A 23,861-nucleotide genomic window follows, 5' to 3' on the forward strand; every position below is an offset into this window, starting at 1 on the left:
GAAACCGATGAAAACAATGACACAAAACAAAAAAACCTGCCTCGGTCGGCAGGTTTTTTGAGTATTTTGTAACTAAACATTACTTGGCTGTGACGAACTCCGGATACGCACCGACACCACAGTCATGCATGTCCATGCCTTCCAGCTCTTCCTCTTCCGACACACGGATACCCACCGTCGCTTTCAGTACGCCCCACACCAGTAAGCTGGTACCGAACACCCAAGCAAAGATCACGACCGCACCCAGTAGTTGTGAACCAAAGCTCGCATCCGCGTTACTTAGCGGCACCACCATCAGACCAAAGAAACCACACACACCATGCACCGAAATGGCGCCCACCGGATCGTCGATTTTCAGCTTGTCCAGCGCCACGATACTGAAGACCACCAGCGCACCCGATACCGCACCGATTGCCACTGAATACAGCGGGCTTGGTGACAATGGATCCGCGGTAATAGCCACTAGGCCAGCCAACGCACCGTTAAGAATCATCGTCAGGTCGGCTTTGCCCCAAGTGGTTTTGCACACCAGCAGAGCAGCAATCGACCCCGCCGCCGCTGCGGCATTGGTATTGAGGAATATCTGACCGACGGCGGTCGCGTTTTCAAAATCCGATACCATCAGCTGAGAACCGCCATTGAAACCGAACCAGCCAAACCACAGGATGAACGTACCCAGTGTTGCCAACGGCATGTTTGAGCCCGGAATGGGGTAGATCTCACCGTTTTTGCCATATTTACCTTTACGTGCGCCAAGCAGCAGTACCCCAGCCAGCGCCGCCGCCGCCCCCGCCATGTGCACAATTCCGGAACCGGCAAAGTCGCTAAAGCCCGCTTCAGACAAGAAACCACCGCCCCAGGTCCAATAACCTTCAATCGGGTAAATGAACGCCGTCAATACCATTGAAAACACCAGGAAGGTCCACAGCTTCATGCGTTCAGCCACCGCGCCAGAGACAACCGACATCGCTGTTGCGACGAACACAACCTGGAAGAAGAAATCCGACTCGAGAGAGTGATCCGCGCCGTCAGCCTGTGTGCCAATTAAGGTTCCCAGTGACGGTAGCCAGCCCCCTTCACCATTGTCGACGTACATAATGTTGTAGCCGACAATCAGGTACATAGTGCAGGCAATTGCGTATAAGCAAAAGTTTTTAGTCAGAATTTCTGTGGTGTTCTTTGAACGCACCAGACCCGCTTCAAGCATGGCAAAGCCAGCGGCCATCCACATAACTAACGCCCCTGAAATCAGGAAGAAAAACGTGTCCAGTGCGTAACGTAACTCCGTTACCGTTGTTGCAAGTTCCATAGTGATACTCTCCAATCCTTTGAAATCTTAAAGTGCTTCCGCATCCATCTCGCCAGTACGGATCCGCACCGCTTGTGAGAGGTCGTAAACAAAAATTTTCCCGTCACCGATTTTGCCGGTCTGGGCGGCTTTAGTGATGGCCTCAATCACGCGGTCGACGTTATCGGCCTGAGTCGCGATCTCCAGTTTGACCTTGGGGAGAAAATCGACTTGATATTCTGCACCACGGTAGAGCTCTGTGTGCCCCTTTTGACGGCCGAAGCCTTTCACTTCCGATACCGTCATACCTTCAATACCAACGTCCGCCAGTGCTTCTCGCACATCGTCCAGTTTGAAGGGTTTGATAATCGCATTAATCAGTTTCATCGCATCCTCTCTGCAGCTGTAGTCCCTTTACGCAGGGAATAATCCAAGGTGCGTGCCAACTTTTTAACTCTTTGTTTTACATAAGCTTTGATATCTACTAGTGATAAAAAACAAAACAGGCCGCACCAATAAGGTGCAGCCTGTTCCCAAAAATAAGGCAGTCGGTGCCCATTTCACCACGACTGTGCAAATTAGCCGTGAATAAATGCCTGCCATTGACGGATCAATTGTTCAAAATCTTCCAAACCACAGCAGCCAACACTTTCGCTGTCATAGAGTTCAAACTCTTCCGGAAGCACTTCTGACTCACTCAGAGCCAGTGCATTGTCTTCTATGATCACTTCATCGGCGCTGATCAGCAGGCTGATTTCCCGGCCCAGCAGCCGGTGCTCACCACCCGGCGCGGATCTGGCCTGTGCCACTAAGGCCATCACCTGTTCAATCCGGGCCATCTCGTGACCAATCTCTTCTTGTAGCCAACGGCCAACAATTTCGTGTCCCATGGAACACTGGCAGTAATAACTGCCATCCAGGGCGTTCTTCTTAAATACGCAGTCCATCTTTTCTCTGTCGATGCGGGGTGTAGATTGCTGCTATTATCGAGGGATCTGATTCAACACGCCACTATAACCATGCAGCTGAACGAAACGATTGCACGCCAAATTGTCGAACGTGCCATGAAGATTATCCCTCACTCGGTAAATGTTATGGACGATCAAGGGCGGATCATTGGCTCGGGAGATCGTCAGCGCCTGCATCACAAGCATGAGGGCGCCGTCCTGGCGATCACCGAATGTCGGGTCGTGGAAATCGATCACGCCACCGCGCTCAAGCTCAAAGGGGTGAAGCCAGGGATCAACCTGCCGATCCTCTACCATCAGCGAGTGATCGGCGTGATTGGCGTATCGGGGAGCCCCGAGCAGGTACGCCATTATGGTGAGCTGGTCAAAATGACCGCCGAACTCATCGTCGAACAGGCAGCACTGATGTCGCAGATCGAATGGAATAAACGTCACCGGGAAGAACTGGTGATGCAATTGATCCAAGGCTCCAGCCTTGATGACGCTCAATTGGTCTCGATCGCCGAGCGGCTCGGGCTGGATCTGTCACAACCCCGAGTGGCCGCCATTGTCAATGTGGTGCCTGAACAAGATCACACCTTATCGCTCGAACACCTGCAGCAATTGGTGCATCTGCTGGAATACCCCGAACGCGATAATCTGGTGGGTATTCTGTCGGTATCAGACAATCAGGTCGTGGTGCTTAAGCCGATCACTCTGACCAAGGAGGGTTGGTCGAAAAGCGCAGAAACCCGTCGTATCAATCAACTGCTCAAACGCATTAAAAGTGCCGGCAACTTTTCAATTCAAATGGCGTTGGGGGACTACTTCAGTGGCGTTGATGGTCTGGCAAAATCTTTTGATACTGCGCAACTCACCCTGCGCAGTATCCATGGTCAGCCAGGAGAAGTGTTCTTCTATCAGGATCATAAACTGCCGGTTATGATGAATGATGTGCTCCAGACGCCCTGGAAAGCACAGCAGTTACGCCAACCCTATGACCGGCTGCGAGAATACGACAGCAAAGGCATACTGACAAAAACCTTAACAGCGTATTTTGCTCTAAATTGTGACGCCGCTCAGACATGTCAGCAACTGCACATTCACCGTAATACTCTACGCTACCGACTGGATAGGGCATCACAAATAACCTCATTAAATATCAATAAATTAGATGATATTTTATTGCTTTACCTGTCGCTAAAACTGTTTGCCTGAACTCACCTTTTTGTGCAAGCGCACAAAACCAAGCCTCATCAGGCAGGCATTTTTTGGCATTCTGACTAAAGACGTTCAACGCTTCCCTCTTTATATTCGCTCAAAAAATAACGCTTATAATCTGTGTGGAATAGAACATGACTGAAGTCTCTACATTAGGCGCCCTGGCCGCACTTGTGGTCGCCATTGCGCTGATTTTAAAGAAAGTTCCCCCTGCTTACGGCATGATCATTGGGGCCTTGGTTGGCGGCGTCGTTGGCGGGGTCTCCCTGACCGATACGGTCGCGCTAATGATAGGAGGAGCTCAGGGTATCGTGACCGCCGTGTTGCGCATCCTGGCTGCCGGTGTACTGGCCGGCGTGCTGATCGAGTCCGGTGCCGCCACCGCCATCGCGGAAACCATCGTCAAGAAAGTCGGCGAAACCCGCGCCCTGTTGGCACTGGCTCTGGCAACCATGATCCTGACCGCCGTCGGCGTGTTTGTTGATGTGGCAGTGATCACCGTCTCGCCGATTGCACTGGCCATCGCCCGCCGTGCCGACATTTCCAAAACCGCCATTCTGCTGGCAATGGTTGGCGGCGGCAAAGCCGGCAACGTCATGTCTCCGAACCCAAACGCAATCGCGGCGGCGGACGCTTTCAACGTTCCTTTGACCTCAGTGATGGCGGCGGGCGTCATTCCAGGCCTGTGCGGCATGCTGCTGGCGTACATCATCGCCAAACGTCTGATCCATAAAGGCTCTAAAGTAGCCGAGCACGAAGTCATCGCCGTCGATCATGCGCGCCTGCCTGGCTTTGGCGCCGCCATCGTGGCGCCACTGATCGCCATAACGCTGCTGGCGCTGCGTCCGATTGCCGGGATCAATGTTGATCCGCTGATCGCCCTGCCGCTCGGTGGCCTGATTGGCGCGCTGGTCATGGGGCGCTTCAATGACACCAACCATTTCGCCGTATCCGGCCTGACCCGCATGGCGCCAGTGGCCGTGATGCTGCTGGGGACAGGAACCCTGGCAGGCATCATCGCCAACTCCGGATTAAAGAGCGGCCTGATTGACGTGCTGACCGCCTCTGGTCTGCCGTCCTACTTACTTGCCCCTATTTCGGGCGCCATGATGTCGCTGGCTACCGCTTCAACCACCGCAGGAACCGCGGTGGCTTCCAATGTGTTCAGCCACACGATTCTGGAGCTGGGCGTCCCCGCGCTCGCCGGTGCCGCGATGATTCATTCAGGTGCAACCGTGCTGGATCACATGCCACACGGCAGCTTTTTCCATGCGACGGGCGGCGCGGTACATATGGATATCCGCGAGCGACTCAAACTGATCCCGTATGAGTCTCTGGTCGGTCTGATGATCGCATTTGTCTCAGTGATGATGTTTGGTGTCTTTGGTCTGTTTGTCTAAGCCGTGAGGTCGAAAATGAAAATTGTAATTGCTCCTGATTCTTATAAAGAAAGTCTGACGGCGATGGACGTCGCCTGTGCGATTGAAACTGGATTTCGTCAGATTCTGCCAGATGCGGATTACGTCAAACTGCCCATGGCAGACGGCGGTGAAGGCACCGTGCAGTCACTGGTGGATGCGACCGGTGGTCAGATTGTTCAACACACAGTGACGGGACCGCTGGGTACACCGGTAGACGGCTTTTATGGCTTACTCGGTGACGGCAAAACCGCCGTGATTGAAATGGCGGCCGCGTCCGGCCTTCACCTGGTGCCCGTCGCGCAGCGCAACCCACTGCTCACGACCTCCTACGGTACGGGCGAACTGATCACCGCGGTGCTCGATCGCGGTGTTGAACACATTATTGTCGGTATTGGTGGCAGCGCCACCAACGATGGCGGGCTTGGTATGGTACAGGCGCTGGGTATCCGGATGCTTGATGGCGAAGATCAACCTCTGGGGCATGGCGGTGGTGAACTGGAAAAACTGGTCCGCATTGATGTCAGCGGTCTGGATCCGCGCCTGAAGAAGATCCGACTCGATGTGGCCTGCGATGTCGATAACCCACTGTGCGGCCCCAAAGGTGCCTCACAAGTGTTCGGTCCACAAAAAGGGGCCACCGCAGCGATGGTCGCCCGTCTCGATGACAACCTGGCGTATTATGCGCGGGTGATGCGCCGCCAGTTAGGCAAAGATGTCCAGCACATCCCGGGCGCTGGCGCCGCAGGTGGGCTTGGCGCCGCTCTGTTGGGCCTGCTCAACGCACATCTGCGTCCTGGCATCGAAATCGTCATGGAAGCGGTGAACTTGGCTTCTGTGGTCAAAGACGCCGATCTGGTCATCACCGGCGAGGGCCGTATCGATAGTCAGACCATTCACGGTAAAACACCGATCGGGGTCGCCCGTTGTGCCAAACGTTTCCAGCGGCCTGTGATTGGTATTGCCGGTTCGCTCTCCGCCGATTGTGACGTAGTGCATCAACACGGCATTGATGCATTGTTCTCTGTAGTTAACGGCGCCGTGGATTTACCCACCGCCCTGGCCCAGGCCCGGAGCAACGTCGAGCTGACGGCACGCAATGTCGCAGCAGTGTGGCACATGGCGAGCCAACCATGAACTGACTCAGATAAAAAAAGCCGCTGAAACAATCAGCGGCTTTCTCATCACGTCATCACGCTGGCTTACGCCGGCTCTTGGAAGATCACTTCTTCCGCTTTCTTGGTGTACGTGTCCATCAGGTGGAAGTTGAGGTAACGGTAAGTATCCGCAGCCGTCGCATCAATCTTCTCTGCGTATTGCAGGTACTCGTCCACATTCGGGATACGCCCCAAAATGGCACCTACCGCTGACAGTTCCGCTGACGCCAGGAAGACATTCGCGCCGGTTCCCAGACGGTTCGGGAAGTTACGCGTTGACGTCGACATAACCGTCGCTTTATCCGCCACACGTGCCTGGTTACCCATACACAGTGAACAGCCCGGAGTTTCAATGCGCACCCCAGCGCGGCCGAAGATGCCGTAGTAACCTTCTTCAATCAGCTGGTCTTTATCCATCTTGGTTGGCGGAGCCACCCACAAACGGGTTTCCAGTTGACCTTTGTGGTTGTCCAGCAGTTTCCCTGCCGCACGGAAGTGACCAATGTTCGTCATACAAGAACCGATGAACACCTCGTCGATTTGGGTACCCTGTACATCAGACAGCAGACGGGCGTCGTCCGGATCGTTCGGCGCACACAGAATCGGCTCGTTGATCTCATTCATATCGATTTCGATTACGTGCGCGTATTCAGCGTCTTTGTCCGCTGCCATCAGCTCAGGCTTATCCAGCCATTCCTGCATTGCTTTGATGCGGCGCTCAATGGTACGACGATCGCCGTAACCTTCCGAGATCATCCACTTTAGCATGGTGATGTTGGAATTGAGGTATTCGGCTATCGATTCTTCCGACAGTTTAACGGTACAGCCCGCAGCAGAACGCTCGGCCGACGCGTCAGACAGCTCAAATGCTTGTTCAACCGTCAGGTGCTCCAGACCTTCAATTTCCAGAATGCGACCAGAGAACTCGTTGATCTTACCCGCTTTCTCAACGGTGAGCAGACCTTGCTTGATACCGTAGTACGGGATCGCGTGCACCAAATCACGCAGTGTGATGCCAGCTTGCAGCTTACCTTTAAAGCGCACCAGAATCGACTCTGGCATATCCAGTGGCATCACGCCGGTTGCGGCTGCAAACGCCACCAGACCAGAGCCTGCCGGGAAAGAAATCCCCAGAGGGAATCGGGTGTGCGAGTCACCACCTGTACCAACGGTATCCGGAAGCAACATGCGGTTGAGCCACGAGTGGATGATGCCATCGCCCGGACGCAGTGAAACACCGCCACGGTTCATAATAAAATCAGGCAACGTGTGGTGAGTGTTGACGTCAACCGGTTTCGGGTAAGCCGAGGTGTGACAGAACGACTGCATCACCAGATCCGCAGAGAAACCCAGACATGCCAAATCTTTCAGTTCATCACGAGTCATCGGACCGGTGGTGTCCTGAGAACCAACCGTGGTCATTTTAGGTTCACAATAGGTGCCCGGACGGATGCCATCAACGCCACACGCTTTGCCAACCATTTTCTGCGCCAGCGTAAAGCCGGCATCAGAGTCTGCAACCGGAGCAGGCAGACGGAACACATCACTGGTTTCCAGACCCAGCGACTGACGCGCTTTGTCCGTCAGACCACGTCCGATGATCAGAGGAATACGGCCGCCGGCGCGCACTTCATCCAGCAACACGTCGGTCTTGAGTTTGAATTCAGCCAGCACTTCACCCGTTTCGTGGTTACATACTTTGCCTTCGTATGGGTATACGTCGATCACGTCACCCATGTTCATTTTCGATACGTCCAGCTCGACAGGCAGCGCACCCGCATCTTCCATGGTGTTGAAGAAGATAGGTGCAATCTTACCACCCAGAACAAAACCGCCAGCGCGTTTGTTCGGGACATATGGGATATCATCGCCCATAAACCACAACACAGAGTTGGTCGCCGATTTACGCGATGAGCCAGTACCGACGACGTCACCGACGTAAACCAGTTGATGACCTTTTTCTTTCAGCGCTTCAATCTGTTTGATCGGACCAATGGTGCCTGGCTGATCCGGTTCGATACCTTCACGTTCGTTTTTCAGCATCGCCAGAGCGTGCACTGGAATATCAGGACGAGACCAGGCATCCGGAGCCGGAGACAGGTCGTCGGTGTTGGTTTCACCGGTGACTTTAAATACGGTCAGAGTGATTTTTTCGTCCAGTTTTGGTTTCGACAAGAACCATTCGGCATCGGCCCAAGACTGCAGGACTTGTTGGGCAAATGCGTTGCCGTTTTTAGCCTTTTCTTCCACATCGTAGAAGGCATCAAACATCAGCAGGGTGTGTGACAGGGCTTTCACTGCGATCGGCGCCAGAGCGTCGATGTCCAGCAGGGAAATCAGCGGTTCAATATTGTAACCGCCCTGCATGGTACCCAGAAGTTGCGCCGCTTTTTCCGGGCTGACCAGAGGAGAAGAGACTTCGCCTTTGGTGACCGCCGCCAGAAAACCGGCTTTCACGTAAGCAGCTTCATCAACACCTGGTGGGATTCGGTTTTCCAGTAGTTCAAGGATGAAGTCCTCTTCACCTTGCGGGGGATTTTTCAGAAGTTCTACAAGTCCAGCAACTTGCTCTGCGTCCAGGGGTTTAGGGACAACTCCTTCGGCAGCACGCTCTTCGACGTGTTTACGGTAGGCTTCAAGCACGACTTTTTCCTCTCATTGCGGTTCCTCCTCATTTATGACTGTTCTTAGTAGACAAAAGAGGAGTGAACATCCTTGGAAACTTGGCTCTCCTTGCCATGCTTTCATTCAATTTTTGATTGAGAGACAGCGCCAGAGAGGCCAAACTGTGGGCGACAGAATAGCAAAATTAACGATAAATTAAAATCTCATCATTTTGACCAACATAGCAACTTAAGACTAAAGTTCTATGATTTTGCATGCTTTATTGCTAAGAATCCCACCAGGTGAGATCCGGCTGTCACCCGTTTTTTTACTTCTCTGCTCAATCGAACGTCGTTCCGATGATCAGGTAAATGGAATCATAGTTGCGTTCGGTCCGACCATAGCCAAACATGATTGGGCCAATCGGAGAATCGATCCCGGCGAACACGGAGCCCGCCAAGTACATCGGCAACTCAGACAACGACAGTCCGGACTCAGACCATACGCCGCCGTATTCCAGCGACGCGCCCAGATAGAGGGGCGAACTGAACAGGCCAAAATCATTATCAAACCAGCGATAACGGTAGATCATATTGCCGTAAAGTTTGTTTTCTCCGGCGAGGCTGTTGCGCGGAATGCCAGACAGATGCAAGAAGCCGCCCAGTTGCTGAGGTTCAATCAGAGTGTCAGAATTGAGACTCTCGATCAAACCGGCATCCACGTTGCCCACTAAAGTATGACGGCCCACGCTTTTAGCCCCAATCAACTTTACATTGGTTTCATACGTTGTGCCTTCCTCTTCATAAGTTCCGTCTCCGACCCAAGCGTGTGAAACCACATAGTCTAAGTCCAGATAGATCCCTTTGGTGGGCAGGCTGAAGTCATCCAGGGTATCGATACGATAGTTGAAAAATACGCCGGTACGCTGGTAATCGAAGCTGCCAAACGAGGCCAGATTGGACACTTCCGCCTCGCCATCGGTATAACGTACACCGGTTTTAAATTCACTCCATAAACGGTGCTGGTAGCCCAGTGCCGCCTCTCCGACCCACTGTTTGTAAGTCACCGGTAAGAAGTCTTTGACCGCGTCCAGTCCTCGATCACTGACGGTTTGGTCTTCCACATCGATCGGGATATTGGTCACTTGATTGGTGTAGCGGCCTTTCAAAGTGGCAAAGAGTTTTTGCCCTGACATCAGCGGCGTATACAACTCCGTCTCAAACAGCTTGTTCGACCCCATGTCCATATTCAGACGCAGCTCAGCGCCGCTGCTGTTGAGGTTGGTGAAATTGGTGGTGACACCAATAGAGTACTGGCTTTCGGTATCAAAATCGTCTTCGAGAAAGAAACGGAAGTCCATGTAATTGGGCCCCCAGGATTTCTCTTTCACATCCACGTTGAGGATATTTTCACCGTCGCGCTGATCAAACTTGTAGGTGACCAACTCAAAACGGTCAAGCGCATACAGGTTCTGTACACTCTGCTCCAGTTCTTCGGTCGAATACTGCTTACCCTCTTTCAGCGCCAGCCGGTTTTCAAGCAAGTTATCGGTGTAATGGGTTTGGTTATTGATCGAAATTTTGTCGAGTTTGACTTCGTCGATATACACCAGTCCACGTCGGACGGTCTCTTTGATGTCGAGGTATTTCTGATAATCCGCCGTCGACAACGACAGGCGAGACAAGGCTTGCTTGGCATCATTAGCCGCCTTATAACCACGTTTGTACGCTTCCGGCATAATGAAAAAATCGGTGGTACTGTAACCGCCCACATCCGGCTGGATCAGTACATCCTGGTCAGCAAGCTTTTTGACCTGTTGCTGAGTACTACGGCGGACCAGATAATTAGAAAGCTGATCGGCGACCGTAAAGAAATTGGTGAAATCATCCGCGCTCTTGTAATCGGAGCTGATATCGACCGCGATGATGATGTCGGCGCCCATTTGACGCGCGATATCGACCGGCATGTTGTTGGTGACCCCACCGTCCACCAGCATATGGCCGTTGACCTCGTAAGGCGGCAACGCTCCAGGGACCGACATACTGGCCATCATGGCATCGGTCAGATAACCTTTGTCCATCACCACAGGTTGCAGTTCCAGAATGTCGGTCGCCACCGCGCGGTAAGGGATCGCCAGTTGATCAAAAGATTGAAACGGCGGCAGATTACCGGTGGTTTCACGCAGAATACGCAACATATTCTGTCCCTGAACGACCCCACGTGAGGCACGGATTTCGCCCCAGCGAATGCCAAGATCCGTGGTCAGTTGATATCGGTCTTCATACTCTTTATCACGCACCCGGCGCTCACTGCGATCAACCCGGTCGCGGTATCCGTCGTTCCAGTTGACCGAATAAAGAAAACTTTCGATCTCATCCGCGCTCATGCCGGTGGCGTACAAGCCACCAACGTAGGCCCCCATACTGGTGCCGGTCACGATGTCCACCGGAATGTGCATCTCTTCCAGCGCTTTTAATACCCCAATGTGCGCCGCTCCTTTGGCCCCGCCACCAGCCAGCACCACTGCAATTTTGGGCCGCGATTTCACGCCTTGCTGAGTGACGTCGGACGTGGCGGTTGCCGCCACGCCAGAAAAGCTGACCAACAGGATCAGAGTAAACAGAAAAGGAAGACGCAACATCGAAGCCCTAAATATCCTTGAGTATGAATAGATTAGATATTACTCGATCGTTTTACCAACTGAATATCTTTTTCAGCCATTGTGCCGGTTGATTTTCACAACTTTTCTTCATCGCCCCGTCGGCGTCCCACATCGGTAACTTGAATTTGTCGTCGCAACTCAGCTCCAGGCCGCCTTTTCCGGTTGGTTCAAAGCCAAAAGTGCTGATCCCTTGTGGCCATGGCAACACCAGTTTTTCCGGAATCCGATGTTGCAGATAATCGGCATACACACGCAGCGCACCGCTTGATCCGGTCAGTTTGGTTGACTTGTTATCATCGCGTCCGACCCAGACGGTGGTTACTTCACGCCCGTCGATGCCGACAAACCAACTGTCGCGGGTGTCGTTACTGGTCCCGGTTTTGCCGGCCAGAGCCGCCCAGCCAAACTGGCTGTTGAGGTAGCGACCAGTGCCTTCCAGCACGCCGCGTTTCATCGCATAAGTGGTCAGCCAGGCCGCCTGTTGGTCAACGGTTTGTGACATCCGCGGGATCGACTGGTACAGCACGTTACCGTCCAGATCCAACACCGAGCGCAAGGCCGACAGTGGCGCTTTTTGCCCTGAATTAGTTAAGGTCTGATACATCTGTGCCACCTGAAATGGCGTGAGTGAAAACGACCCCAGGAACATGGATGGAACCGGTCGGATCTCCTCACGATTCACCCCCAGTTTCTCAAACGTATCCATCACATTCTGAATGCCCAGTTGCATCCCCAACCGCACCGTCGGCACATTGAGTGACTTCGCCAAGCCCAGATACAACGGCACGTCACCCCGATACTGGCGGTCATAGTTACGTGGCGTCCAGCTGTTACCCTGGCTGCCTTTCAGTGTCAGTGGCTTATCTTCCAGTGTCGTGGCCAGATTGAATTTTTGCGGCTGCTCCAGCGCGGTCAGGTACACCGCGGGTTTGGCCAACGAACCGATTTGACGACTGGCATTGAGCGCGCGGTTGAAACCGTCGTACCCCACGCGTTTGCCGCCCACCATGGCACGGATCTCACCAGTGTGACGATCCACAGCGATCGCCGCAGCTTCCAGCCCTTTGCCGGACGTTTTTTCCAGTTGAGGCACTTTGGCCGCGATCGCTTTTTCCAGCTCATGCTGAGAGACAGGATCCAGTGACGTAAACACCCGCAGGCCAGTATCAGACTGGAACGCTGAGCCGACTTTGTCTTTCAGCTCAATTTGCAGCTGTTGGAAATACGCGGGCTGACGGCTGGCAATACGCGGATTCTTTTGCACATCCAGCGGGCGACCAGCGGCTTCTTCAAATTCTGACGCCGTGAGAATGTTTTGTTGCATCATCAGACGCAGCACCAAATCTCGGCGCTCTTTTGCCCGATCTGGGTAGCGGGCCGGATTGTAATACGACGGTCCTTTGACCATGCCAACCAGCAACGCCAGTTGATCAATACGCAGTTCCTGGATTGGCTGACCAAAGTAAAGGCGTGATGCCAGACCAAAACCGTGGATCGCCTCACCACCGCTTTGCCCCAGATACACTTCATTGAGGTAAGCTTCCAGAATGCGATCTTTGCTGTAGCGGTAATCGATGATCAACGCGATATACGCTTCCTGCAGCTTACGCCACAAGGTGCGGTCACGAGACAGGAAGATGTTTTTCGCCAACTGCTGCGTCAGGGTACTGCCGCCTTGCACCGTGCGTCCCGCTCTCAGGTTGGCCACCAGGGCCCGTGCGATCGCCACCGGAGACACACCGTCATGCTGATAGAAATCGCGGTCTTCGGTGGTCAGCAGTGCATCAATCATCACTTCCGGGAACTGATCACGACGCAGGAACAGGCGCTGCTCATCCTCTTTTTCCAGCATACCAAGCATCTTCGGCTCAACTCGCAGGTAACCTAAATCACCATTGCGCTCCAGTGAGCGAATGCGCTGCAAGCCCGAGCCATCAAATGACAGCATCACATGACGCTCCGGCTCCGGCCCGTCAGAGAACTCAAACGGACGACGGATCAGCTCAATTTTGCTCGACGACGACGAATACTCACCCGGGTGGCGCGGCTGGCGCACTTTGCGGTAGTTGAGTACGTCCAGCTCGTTTCTGACCTCTTGTAAAGAGATGTCATCACCGGGAGCAAGGTTCAGAATACGGGCGTACACTACGGTGGGCAGGCTGAACAGCTGCCCTTCAAACCGTTGACGAACCATAGTATCAAGGTAAATCCCCACAAAGATCGCCACCGCGATCCCCGCCAGAGCCAGCTTCCAGCCGATGCTCCAGATGGTTTTCAGCCAGCGATGTTTTCCCGGCTTCTTCGGCGGACGTTTGCGGGATTTACGGGTAGCCGTCGGTTTGTTGGTGCGCTTTTTCGCAGCCGGTGTTTTCTTCGTCGTCATGAATTCAATTGTCGTTTGGTTTTGGTTGTCGCTACATGGCTCGCCGGATCATCCGGCCAGACGTGTTTCGGGTAGCGACCCTTCATTTCTTTCTGGACTTCCTTGTATGTGCCAGCCCAGAAGCCAGCCAGATCGGAGGTCAGTTGTAAAGGACGTTGCGCCGGTGACAGCAGTTCCAGCACCACTCGCTGACGTCCTTTGGCCACCGTGGGCGAGTCCTGTTCTCCGAACACTTCCTGCATCCGCACGGACAACATCGGCGCCTGGCCAGGTTGATAATGCAGCGCTTTGTGACTGCCGGTCGGCAGACACCAGTGCGTCGGCAACCACTCATCAATCTGCTGATTGAGCGGCCAGCCCAGCCGCGCCTGCAGCGCAGATGCAACCGGTAGTGAAGCCAACTGTTTTAGTGACGCGATACCCTGCATGTAGGGCTCAAGCCATGCCTCCAACTCTGCCAATAATGTCGCCTCATCCATCTCTGGCCACGCCTCTTCCGGCAGCCACTCAGCCGCGCAGCGGGCCCGTGCCAACAGTGATTCGGCTTCGGCGGTCCAATTTAATACCGAAAGGCCGTGGCGACGAACATAGTTAAGTAAAGCTTCGGTCATTTTTTCCGCGCCAGGCTGGGTCAGTTCACGGGTGCGCACAACCAGCGAGCCCAGCTTCGTCTGAGCCTGGGCACTCAGACGACCGCGCGTCTCATCCCATTCCACCTGCTCATGCTCACTAAATAACGCCGGCAGATGCTGCTCAAGCGCGATGATATCGGCTCCGAGGGCAAGAAAAATCTGACTGGTACTGCTCTGACCGCGCATCAGGTCGATCACCACCAGCCAGTCGTGACGGGCCAAAGGGTCGTCGTCGCGCAGCTCTGCACCATGGCCATTGGCAAGTGTATAGCGGCTGGTATCACGCCGTCTTTGCGCGACCCGATCCGGAAATGCGGTCGCCGCCACCTGAGCCAGCAGAGTTTCCTCCACGCCGCCCAGTTCAAACGTACTGCCTAGCCGCTCGGCCAGCGTACGGGCACGCTGCAATACCATAGACTGGCGAGCATGCTGACCGCGATGCAGTCGATGCAAACTGTGCTGGAGATCCGTCACATTGCGCTCCGGATCTTCTAACAGGGCGACCATGGCAAACGCAGTGTGTAACCACTTCGCCTGTTTCGCTTGCGCATGCAGCAGTGCCGCCGCCATGCGGGGTTCCACACCCAACTGATGTGCCCGGCGCCCTAATGACGTCAGTTGCAGGGCCCCGTCCAGCATCCCGAGCGATTGCAGCAGTGCACGAGCCTGATGCAACGCGCTGTCCGGCGGTACATCCAGCCACTTGAGCTCACCAACGTCACTACAGCCCCACCGCGACAGTTCCATCGCCAGAGACGACAGATCCGCATGCAGGATCTCCGCCTCAGGTACCACAGGTTGCTGATTCAGCTGACTCTCACTGTACATTCTCACACAACAACCCGGCTCTAAACGTCCGGCCCGGCCGGCACGTTGCGCCGCGGAAGACTGGGCAATACGAACCTGCTCGAGGCGGGTAATGCCAGTGCGCAAATCAAAGCGCGCCACCCGCTCTAAACCAGAATCAACCACCAGCCGGATACCTTCGATGGTCAGTGACGTTTCGGCAATATTGGTGGCCAGAACCACTTTGCGCTCCCCCGACGCTGACGGCGCGATCGCTTGTTGCTGCTCGGACGCCGTTAGCTGACCGTACAACGGGCAGATGCGCGCCGGTACACCGTCCAACAGCTCGGTCAAGTGCCGTATCGCCGCGACTCCGGGCAAGAACACCAGCATCGACCCTGACTCACTGTCGAGCAAAGCTCGGATCTGACGGGCCATTGCAGGTAATAGTGGCTCATGGCGCCGAACTGGCTGATAACGGTAGTCGATGGGATATGTCCGCCCCTGCGATTCTATGTAGGCCGCCTGTGGCAGTAACGCCGTCATCGCCTGACTGTCTAGCGTGGCGGACATCACCACAATGCTCAGATCATCACGCAACGCCTCCTGGACTTCCAGGCTCAGTGCCAGCGCCGTATCGGCATGAATGCTGCGTTCATGAAACTCATCAAATATCAGCATTGCGACCCCATTGAGTTCCGGATCAGACTGAATCATCCGGGTCATCACGCCTTCCGTTACAATCTCAAGGCGGGTTGCACTGCTGGTTTTGTTCTCGCCGCGCATCCGGTAGCCGACCGTCTGGCCGACGCGCTCACCGAGTTGACGTGCCAGATAGGCGGCAATATTGCGCGCCGCCAGACGGCGTGGCTCCAGCATGATGATTTTGCCCGCCACCATCTGCTGACGCAGCAGTTCAAGTGGGAAGGCGGTCGACTTACCAGCCCCCGGCGCGGCTTTGAGGATCACTTGCGTGTGTTCACGCACCGCAGAGAGCAGTTGTGGCATCACGGCATGAATCGGCAATTGTGACAATGTTCAGTCCTTGTGCTTAAATGGCGGCAACATTGTACATAAAACCAGTAGAAAAATGCAGTTCAATCCCCCATTCCAGTCCGCCACCCTGCTTAAACGCTACAAACGCTTTCTGACCGATATCGAACTACCGGACGGCAGTGTGCGTACGATTCACTGTGCCAACACCGGCGCCATGACCGGCTGTGCCGAACCTGGCAACATGGTGTGGTATTCCACCTCAGACAACCCAAAGCGTAAGTACCCAAACAGCTGGGAGTTGAGTGACACACAGGATGGCCACCGAATCTGCATCAACACCGCGCGGGCAAATCAACTGGCGGTCGAAGCGATTCAAGACGGTACCATCGTTGAATTATTGGGCTATGATCAACTGCTGACCGAAGTGAAATACGGTCAGGAAAATAGCCGAATTGATGTCCTGCTCAAATCAGAGACCCAACCTTCGTGCTATATAGAAGTGAAAAGCGTCACGCTTTTGGGTGAAGACGGTCAAGGTTACTTCCCGGACGCAGTGACGACTCGCGGACAGAAACATCTGAGAGAGCTCACAGAAATGGCCAATAATGGGCAACGGGCAGTACTTTTGTTCACTGTTTTGCATTCAGGGATTGAAAAAGTTTCGCCAGCCCTCCATATAGACGCAAACTATTCACTTTTACTGAAAAAAGCTCAGGAACAGGGAGTGGAAGTGTTGTGCTACAAGGCGCAGCTTTCCGAGCACGAAATCAAGCTGATCAAGGCGATCGATTTTATTCAAATTGACTGAAAAATGATGTCGCCTTCACATTGACGATAAGTTTGCAATTCAGGATTTGCCTCCCCAGTTTGTTTTTGCTATAGATACCCGCCTTAAATTAACTGTTATCGCAGTTGACTAGGTGTTAGTAGGAGATGCTGCATGCCAGAATCGAAGAAAAAAGCGCTAGGCATCCTAGCCATTGCAGGTGTTGAGCCGTATCAGGAAAAGCCGGGTGAAGAGTACATGTCACCTGAGCAAATGGCTCATTTTACAAAGATCTTAGAAGCCTGGCGGAACCAGCTCAGGGTAGAAGTTGATCGCACCGTTCACCACATGCAGGACGAAGCGGCAAATTTCCCGGATCCCGTTGACCGTGCTTCTCAGGAAGAAGAGTTCAGCCTAGAGCTGCGTAACCGTGACCGCGAGCGTCGTCTGATCAAAAAGATTGAGAAAACGCTGAATAAGATTCAGGATGATGAGTTTGGCTTCTGTGAATCTTGTGGTGTCGAGATCGGCATCCGTCGTCTTGAAGCTCGTCCCACTGCTGATCTTTGTATTGACTGTAAAACACTTGCAGAAATCAAAGAAAAGCAGATGCAAGGTTAATCACCAGGCACTGAATTACCAAAGGGAGCGCTATGCTCCCTTTTTGCTTTTACTACCCACAGAGTGATTGAGATGCAGTATGTAGGCCGATTTGCTCCGTCACCGTCCGGTCCGCTTCACTTCGGCTCCCTGGTAGCTGCACTGGGCAGCTACTTCCAGGCCAAAGCCCAGCAGGGCCGGTGGTTAGTCAGAATCGAAGACTTAGACCCACCGCGAGAAATGCCGGGAGCAGCCAGCCTGATCCTGTCGGCGTTGGAGGCATACGGATTACACTGGGATGGTGAGGTGGTATACCAGAGCCAGCGTCACCACTTATACCAGAATCAGATTGACCAGTGGCTGCAAAGCGGCCAGGCCTATTATTGCCAATGCACCCGTAAACAGATCAAAGCGGCCGGAGGCTATTACCCCGGCACATGCCGTGAGCTGGGGTTGCGTGACAGCGGGCCCTACGCCGTTCGGCTGCACGTCGCGCATTCCGTCACCGAGTTTCACGATCAGAAACACGGCCGAATCGCCATTCCGCTGGCATTGGCAGATGAAGATTTTATTATAAAACGTCGTGATGGCTTATTTGCTTACAACCTTGCGGTAGTATTAGACGACATCGATCAGGGGGTTACGGAAGTGGTGCGTGGTGCGGATCTGATAGAACCGACTGGACGCCAGATCTGTCTTTATAAAACCCTCAACCAGCCGCCGGTCCGTTATCTGCACCTGCCGCTGGCCATGGATGACAACGGAAACAAGCTGTCGAAGCAAAATCACGCGACCGCCATCGATGTCATGAACCCAAAACCCACCTTGCTCAATGCGATGCAATTTCTTGGCTTTAGGCTGACGGATCACATAAACGCGTGTTCTATAGAAGAAATCATCGCTTGGGGCGTTGATAATTGGCACATTAGCCAACTACCTGATTCGATCGAGATCACACCAAGATTCTCAAACGACGCCCCTTAAGCTATTATTAGCGGCAAATTTTTGCTGAAACGGGCCAATATCAGGGTTGGCTTAACTGATTATTGCCAGATGCACATGAATATAGATGACAACACAACACGTGCTCCGCGCGTGATAACACAACTCGCGCTCAACGTGATTACGCGTGAAGAGCACAATATTTCACGCAAACAAATCAGCGATAACGCGCTGAAAGTTCTGTATCGTCTCAATGGTGCAGGCTTTGATGCCTATTTGGTCGGCGGCGGTGTTCGTGATTTGTTGCTCGGCGCGACGCCGAAAGATTTCGACATCGCCACCAATGCGACGCCGGAGCAGATCCGCCAGTTGTTCCGCAACTGCCGTCTGATCGGCCGCCGTTTCCGTTTGGCGCACATCATGTTTGGCCGCGACATCATTGAAGTGGCGACTTTCCGTGGCCACCATCAGGAACCGAGCAAAAACGTCTCCCAGCAATCGAAAGAAGGGATGCTGTTGCGTGATAACGTCTACGGCAGCATTGATGAAGACGCCGAACGACGCGATTTCACCATCAACGCGATGTACTACAACATCCGTGATTACTCGATTCACGACTACGCCGGTGGCGCCGAAGATCTCAATGACAAGCTGGTCCGTCTGATTGGCGATCCACAGACCCGCTACCGCGAAGATCCGGTCCGAATGCTGCGTGCGATTCGTTTTGCCGCCAAACTGGATTTCGATATTGAGGAAGACACGGCGGCCCCGATTGAGGAACTGGCGCACCTGCTGCGCGAGATTCCATCTGCGCGTCTGTACGAAGAGTCGCTCAAACTGCTGCAATCGGGCCATGGTCTGGAAACCTATTACCTGCTGCGCGAATACAACCTATTCCAGCAGTTGTTCCCGACCATTTCCGAACACTTTACCGACGATTACTCCTCACCAACGGAGCAGATGTTGGATCAGGTTCTGGACTCCACCGATCAGCGCATGGAAGAAGGCAAACGGATTAATCCGGCCTTTATGTTTGCGGCTATGTTGTGGTACCCATTGCTGTCTCTGGCGGACAAGCTGATGGCTGAGCGCAATATGAACGACTACGACGCCGTCATGGAAGCCAGCAACCAGATTTTAGATGATCAGGTTCGCACCATTGCCATCCCGCGTCGTCACACTGCGACCATCCGTGAAATCTGGCAGTTGCAACTGCGCCTGCCACGCCGCAATGGAAAACGTGCATTCCGCCTGATGGAGCTGAATAAATTCAGAGCCGGGTTCGATTTTCTTGAAATGCGCGGTGAAATTGAGGGGGGAGACACCAAAGAGCTTGCTAATTGGTGGGAAACTTTCCAAAATGCCGGCCGCAACATGCGTCAGGCTATGGTCGCCGACTTAGACAGCGCGACGCCTGCCGGTGGTAAAAAGTCCGGTTCCCGCCGCCGTCGCAGTCCTCGTAAGAAAAAGAGCAAAGCAAGCTCATGATCACGGCATACATTGCCGTAGGCAGTAATCTGGCGGATCCGGTGACTCAAGCCCGGCAGGCGATCGAGGCGCTGGCTCAGTTGCCACGTTCGGCGTTTATCCAGGCGTCGCAGCTGTACAGCAGCAGCCCGATGGGCCCGCAGGATCAACCGGATTACATTAACGCTGTTGTGGCGATAAAAACCGAATTAACCCCCTTAGAACTGCTCGATTGCACCCAAGCGATTGAGCAGGAACAAGGGCGTGTCCGTAAAGACGAACGCTGGGGCCCAAGAACCTTAGATCTCGATATTTTGCTTTACGGCAATGAGGTGATCGACTCCGAGCGTCTCATCATTCCACACTACGGAATGAAAGAGCGCGAATTCGTGCTCTATCCGCTTGCCGAGATCGCACCAAGTTTACAACTCCCTGATGGGACTGAGCTGTCCGACCTGCTACAACAAGTCGCGCGCAATGGGCTCAGTATTTGGCGCTCCTAGCCAACTCCTAGTAAGGACAATCCATGAAAAAAATTACCATAAACGACCTGATGAAGTGGAAACAGGAAGGTCGTAAATTTGCAACTTCTACCGCGTATGATGCGAGTTTCGCCCAACTGTTCGAAAGCCAGGATATGCCCGTTTTGCTGGTGGGCGACTCTCTTGGCATGGTGCTGCAGGGCCGCCCGGACACACTACCGGTAACGGTTGATGAAATTGCCTACCACACTCGCTGTGTGCGTGCCGGTAGCCCGAACTGTCTGCTGATGGCCGATATGCCATTCATGAGTTACGCCACTCCAGAACAGGCGTGCGAGAATGCCGCCAAGATCATGCAGACAGGCGCAAACATGGTAAAAATTGAAGGCGGTGCCTGGCTGGTCGACACCATCCGTATGTTGGCCGAGCGCTCAGTACCGGTGTGTGCTCACCTGGGACTCACCCCACAAGCGGTCAACATCTTTGGTGGTTACAAAGTTCAGGGACGTGATCAGGAAAACGCCGACCGCATGGTCAGTGATGCGCTGGCACTGCAACAAGCAGGCACGCAGTTGATCGTCTTAGAATGCGTTCCGGCCGCATTGGCAGAACGCATTACCCAAGCACTGGACATTCCGGTCATCGGTATTGGTGCCGGTAATGTAACCGACGGTCAGATCCTGGTGATGCATGACATGCTGGGTATCTCGGCCAACTACATGCCGAAGTTTTCTAAAGACTTCCTGAAAGAAACGGGCGATATTCGCTCAGCGATTGCCAAATATATCGCAGATGTGCAAAGTGGCGCGTTCCCTGATGACGCCCATACGATTGCCTAGAGGATCAGATAATGCAAACTTTTGCTGAAGTAACTGGCCTGCGTGAGCAGATCAAACAGTATAAGCGCGAAGGTCGAAAAATCGCGTTCGTTCCGACGATGGGTAACCTGCACGAAGGTCACCTGACGCTGGTGCGCCAAGCACGTGAACACGCCGACATCGTTGTGGTCAGCATTTTTGTTAATCCGATGCAATTTGACCGGGCTGAGGATCTCAACAATTATCCTCGGACCCTGGATGACGATCTCAGCAAGCTCAACGCCGAAGGGGTTGAGCTGGTGTTCACCCCAACTCTAGAGATCATCTACCCACATGGCCTGGATAAACAGACCTATGTGGAAGTTCCTGGCCTGTCGCATATGCTGGAAGGCGCCTCCCGTCCGGGCCACTTCCGGGGCGTAGCAACCATCGTCACCAAACTGTTCAATATCGTCCAGCCGGATGTGGCCTGTTTTGGGGAAAAAGACTTCCAGCAGTTGGCGGTGATTCGTCAAATGGTGGACGATCTGGCGATGGACATTGACATCATCGGTGTCGCAACGGTTCGTGAAATGGACGGTCTGGCCATGAGTTCACGCAACAACCTGCTGACCATCGATGAGCGTCAGCGTGCGCCGGTTCTGGCCCGTACTATGCGTTGGATCAGCAGTGCAGTGCGCGGTGGTCGTGACGATTATGCCTCGATCATTGAAGATGCCAACGATCAGCTGCGCGCGGCCGATTTGCAGCCGGATGAAATCTTTATCCGCGATGCGCGCACTCTGCAAGTGATCAATGCCGACTCCACTCAGGCTGTGATCCTGATGTCAGCCTATCTGGGGAAAGCCCGTTTGATTGACAATGCCGTGATTGATCTGGCAGTAGAAAACAAAGAAGAAGCCAGTGAGGCCAATTCCGAGCAGGAATAACCCCCTCCCGCCCATGAAAAAGGTCGACCTCGGGTCGACCTTTTTTGTTGCGTCCTATGATTAGCTGCGCAGGCCAATGCCACGGGTCACCAAATAGTGCGCTAATGCGTACAAGGCAATCACAAACAGCCCCAGCACCCCAAATGAGGTAACAATACCGACATCCGACACTCCCAAAAAGCCATAACGGAAAGCGTTGACCATGTAGACGATCGGGTTGATTTTCGACACACCCTGCCAGAATTCCGGTAAGAGACTAATGGAGTAAAATACCCCGCCCAGATAGGTCAGCGGCGTCAGAACAAACGTGGGGATAATTGAGATGTCATCAAAGGTTTTGGCGTACACAGCGTTGATCAACCCACCCAGAGCAAACACCACCGAAGTCATAAACACAGTGGCAATGATGATGCCCCAGTGTTCAACTTGCAAATCGACAAAAAACAGTGACACAAACGTCACGATTGCCCCGACCAGTAAGCCACGCACCACGCCGCCCATCACAAAGCCGAGAATAATCACGTAGTTTGGCACCGGAGCCACCAGCAGCTCTTCAATATTGCGCTGAAACTTGGCACTGAAAAACGACGACGCCACATTAGAGTACGAGTTGGTGATCACCGACATCATGATTAAGCCCGGCACAATGTATTCCATGTAACTGAAGCCATTCATTTCGCCGATTCGCGAACCAATCAGGCTGCCGAAAATAATAAAGTAAAGCGTCATGGTGATCGCTGGCGGCACCAGCGTCTGTACCCAGATACGAGTAAAACGGTTGATCTCTTTGGTCAGCAGACTGCAAAACGCAGTCCAATACAAACGGTACATATTACTGAGCTCCACTCTGTTCACGGACGATACTGACAAACAGCTCTTCCAGTCGGTTGGCTTTGTTGCGCATAGACAGAACCTTGACCCCATGCTCGCTGAGCTGGCTGAAAATCGGATTCAGCCCCTGTGCTTTATCCAGTTCAATTTCTAGTGAACCATTCACCATAAACTGGCTGTTTACCCCCTCTAATGACGGCACGTCACTGCCCGGTTCCAGATCGAGAATGAACGTTTCCACATGCAGTTTGCTGAGCAAGTCTTTCATGGTGGTGTTTTCGATCAGCTCCCCACGGTTGATGATGCCGATATGCCGACACAGCATTTCCGCTTCTTCCAGATAGTGGGTGGTCAGGATGATGGTGATGCCCTGCTCGGCGTTGATCTCTTTGAGGAACTCCCACATCGAGCGGCGCAGCTCAATATCCACACCCGCGGTCGGTTCATCGAGGATCAGCAGTTGCGGCTCATGCATCAGCGCCCGTGCAATCATCAGCCGGCGCTTCATTCCGCCCGACAGATTGCGTGCCCGTTCATTGCGTTTCTCCCACAGATCAAGCTTGGACAGGTATGTCTCGGCGCGCTGTTTCGCCACCGCTTTGGGCACCCCGTAGTAGCCAGCCTGCTGCAAGACGATCTGTTCAACGGTTTCAAACTGATTGAAATTGAATTCCTGCGGCACCAGCCCGAGGTTCTGTTTGGCCAGTTCCAGATCGGTATCGATGTCGTAACCAAATACTCGCACTTTACCGGCGGTTTTGTTTACCAACGAAGAGATGATGCCTATGCTGGTCGACTTGCCAGCACCATTGGGGCCGAGCAAGGCGTAAAAATCGCCTTTTTCGACCGTCAAACTGATGCCTTTAAGCGCCTCAAAGCCCCCTGCATAGGTCTTGCGAAGGTGTTCTATTTCCAATGCGTACATAACTGGG

The 23,861-nt window shown here is 53.6% G+C and carries 19 protein-coding genes; 10 read left to right on the plus strand and 9 right to left on the minus strand.

All coding sequences use genetic code 11. The features are described 5' to 3' along the window. Positions 1 to 79: 79 nt before the first annotated feature. From CAG64_RS02930 to CAG64_RS02940, 3 genes are all read right to left on the minus strand, one after another. On the minus strand, positions 80 to 1,309 hold the full coding sequence (locus tag CAG64_RS02930) for an ammonium transporter (RefSeq protein WP_021705721.1): 1,230 nt from the start codon (positions 1,307 to 1,309) through the stop codon (positions 80 to 82). A 27-nt stretch (positions 1,310 to 1,336) separates the two neighbouring features. Then, positions 1,337 to 1,675: a P-II family nitrogen regulator gene (locus CAG64_RS02935; protein ID WP_021705722.1), complete on the minus strand. Its 339-nt coding sequence runs from the start codon at positions 1,673 to 1,675 to the stop codon at positions 1,337 to 1,339. Positions 1,676 to 1,866: 191 nt separating this feature from the next. After that, on the minus strand, positions 1,867 to 2,235 hold the full coding sequence (locus CAG64_RS02940; protein ID WP_161489044.1) for a YacL family protein: 369 nt from the start codon (positions 2,233 to 2,235) through the stop codon (positions 1,867 to 1,869). Between the two features lie 72 nt (positions 2,236 to 2,307). Between CAG64_RS02940 and CAG64_RS02945 the strand changes: the two genes are divergently transcribed. From CAG64_RS02945 to CAG64_RS02955, 3 genes are all read left to right on the plus strand, one after another. Then, entirely contained in the window at positions 2,308 to 3,453 is a 1,146-nt protein-coding gene (locus CAG64_RS02945) for a sugar diacid recognition domain-containing protein (RefSeq protein WP_161489098.1), read from the plus strand. A gap of 137 nt (positions 3,454 to 3,590) precedes the next feature. Further along, positions 3,591 to 4,856 (plus strand): GntP family permease, encoded by a 1,266-nt coding sequence (locus tag CAG64_RS02950; RefSeq protein WP_161488610.1) that lies wholly within the window; start codon positions 3,591 to 3,593, stop codon positions 4,854 to 4,856. A gap of 15 nt (positions 4,857 to 4,871) precedes the next feature. After that, positions 4,872 to 6,011: a glycerate kinase gene (locus tag CAG64_RS02955; protein ID WP_161488609.1), complete on the plus strand. Its 1,140-nt coding sequence runs from the start codon at positions 4,872 to 4,874 to the stop codon at positions 6,009 to 6,011. A gap of 65 nt (positions 6,012 to 6,076) precedes the next feature. Here the strand turns inward: CAG64_RS02955 and acnB are convergent, their stop codons facing one another. The 4 genes from acnB to hrpB form a co-directional block, all read right to left on the minus strand. Further along, positions 6,077 to 8,674 carry a bifunctional aconitate hydratase 2/2-methylisocitrate dehydratase gene (gene acnB, locus CAG64_RS02960; RefSeq protein WP_021705727.1) on the minus strand — a complete coding sequence of 866 codons (2,598 nt, stop codon included), beginning with the start codon at positions 8,672 to 8,674 and terminating at the stop codon, positions 6,077 to 6,079. 301 nt (positions 8,675 to 8,975) lie between these two features. Then, positions 8,976 to 11,276 (minus strand): patatin-like phospholipase family protein, encoded by a 2,301-nt coding sequence (locus CAG64_RS02965; RefSeq protein ID WP_021705728.1) that lies wholly within the window; start codon positions 11,274 to 11,276, stop codon positions 8,976 to 8,978. 52 nt (positions 11,277 to 11,328) lie between these two features. Beyond that, positions 11,329 to 13,680: a penicillin-binding protein 1B gene (gene mrcB / locus CAG64_RS02970; protein WP_161452191.1), complete on the minus strand. Its 2,352-nt coding sequence runs from the start codon at positions 13,678 to 13,680 to the stop codon at positions 11,329 to 11,331. Continuing rightward, positions 13,677 to 16,133 carry an ATP-dependent helicase HrpB gene (gene hrpB, locus CAG64_RS02975; RefSeq protein ID WP_161488608.1) on the minus strand — a complete coding sequence of 819 codons (2,457 nt, stop codon included), beginning with the start codon at positions 16,131 to 16,133 and terminating at the stop codon, positions 13,677 to 13,679. Before hrpB ends, mrcB begins: the two co-directional genes overlap by 4 nt. Before the next feature lie 55 nt (positions 16,134 to 16,188). Between hrpB and sfsA the strand changes: the two genes are divergently transcribed. The 7 genes from sfsA to panC all read left to right on the plus strand — a co-directional run bounded on the left by sfsA (position 16,189) and on the right by panC (position 22,098). Beyond that, positions 16,189 to 16,902: a DNA/RNA nuclease SfsA gene (sfsA, locus tag CAG64_RS02980; protein WP_161452195.1), complete on the plus strand. Its 714-nt coding sequence runs from the start codon at positions 16,189 to 16,191 to the stop codon at positions 16,900 to 16,902. A gap of 132 nt (positions 16,903 to 17,034) precedes the next feature. Next, complete coding sequence (dksA, locus tag CAG64_RS02985; protein WP_021705732.1) at positions 17,035 to 17,481, plus strand: RNA polymerase-binding protein DksA; 447 nt, start codon at positions 17,035 to 17,037, stop codon at positions 17,479 to 17,481. A gap of 72 nt (positions 17,482 to 17,553) precedes the next feature. Continuing rightward, the gene (gluQRS, locus tag CAG64_RS02990; protein ID WP_161488607.1) at positions 17,554 to 18,444 is read left to right on the plus strand and encodes a tRNA glutamyl-Q(34) synthetase GluQRS; all 891 of its coding nucleotides are present in this window, start codon (positions 17,554 to 17,556) and stop codon (positions 18,442 to 18,444) included. Positions 18,445 to 18,519: 75 nt separating this feature from the next. Continuing rightward, positions 18,520 to 19,890, plus strand: coding sequence for a polynucleotide adenylyltransferase PcnB (gene pcnB / locus CAG64_RS02995; RefSeq protein WP_202599251.1), 1,371 nt, complete (start codon positions 18,520 to 18,522; stop codon positions 19,888 to 19,890). Next, positions 19,887 to 20,372, plus strand: coding sequence for a 2-amino-4-hydroxy-6-hydroxymethyldihydropteridine diphosphokinase (folK, locus tag CAG64_RS03000; RefSeq protein ID WP_021705735.1), 486 nt, complete (start codon positions 19,887 to 19,889; stop codon positions 20,370 to 20,372). Before pcnB ends, folK begins: the two co-directional genes overlap by 4 nt. Before the next feature lie 23 nt (positions 20,373 to 20,395). Continuing rightward, a complete protein-coding gene (gene panB / locus CAG64_RS03005) occupies positions 20,396 to 21,190 on the plus strand; it encodes a 3-methyl-2-oxobutanoate hydroxymethyltransferase (protein WP_161488606.1) in 795 nt (264 codons plus the stop codon). Between the two features lie 11 nt (positions 21,191 to 21,201). After that, the gene (panC, locus tag CAG64_RS03010) at positions 21,202 to 22,098 is read left to right on the plus strand and encodes a pantoate--beta-alanine ligase (protein WP_161488605.1); all 897 of its coding nucleotides are present in this window, start codon (positions 21,202 to 21,204) and stop codon (positions 22,096 to 22,098) included. A gap of 60 nt (positions 22,099 to 22,158) precedes the next feature. On the opposite strand, the gene CAG64_RS03015 is transcribed toward panC, so the two are convergent. After that, entirely contained in the window at positions 22,159 to 22,929 is a 771-nt protein-coding gene (locus tag CAG64_RS03015; RefSeq protein ID WP_021705738.1) for an ABC transporter permease, read from the minus strand. Between the two features lies 1 nt (position 22,930). Next, positions 22,931 to 23,854, minus strand: a complete 924-nt coding sequence (locus tag CAG64_RS03020; RefSeq protein WP_021705739.1) for an ABC transporter ATP-binding protein — start codon at positions 23,852 to 23,854, stop codon at positions 22,931 to 22,933. Between the last annotated feature and the right edge of the window lie 7 nt (positions 23,855 to 23,861).

The sequence above is a fragment of the Vibrio sp. V38_P2S17PM301 genome, assembly GCF_009904845.1.
GTDB lineage: Bacteria > Pseudomonadota > Gammaproteobacteria > Enterobacterales > Vibrionaceae > Vibrio > Vibrio proteolyticus.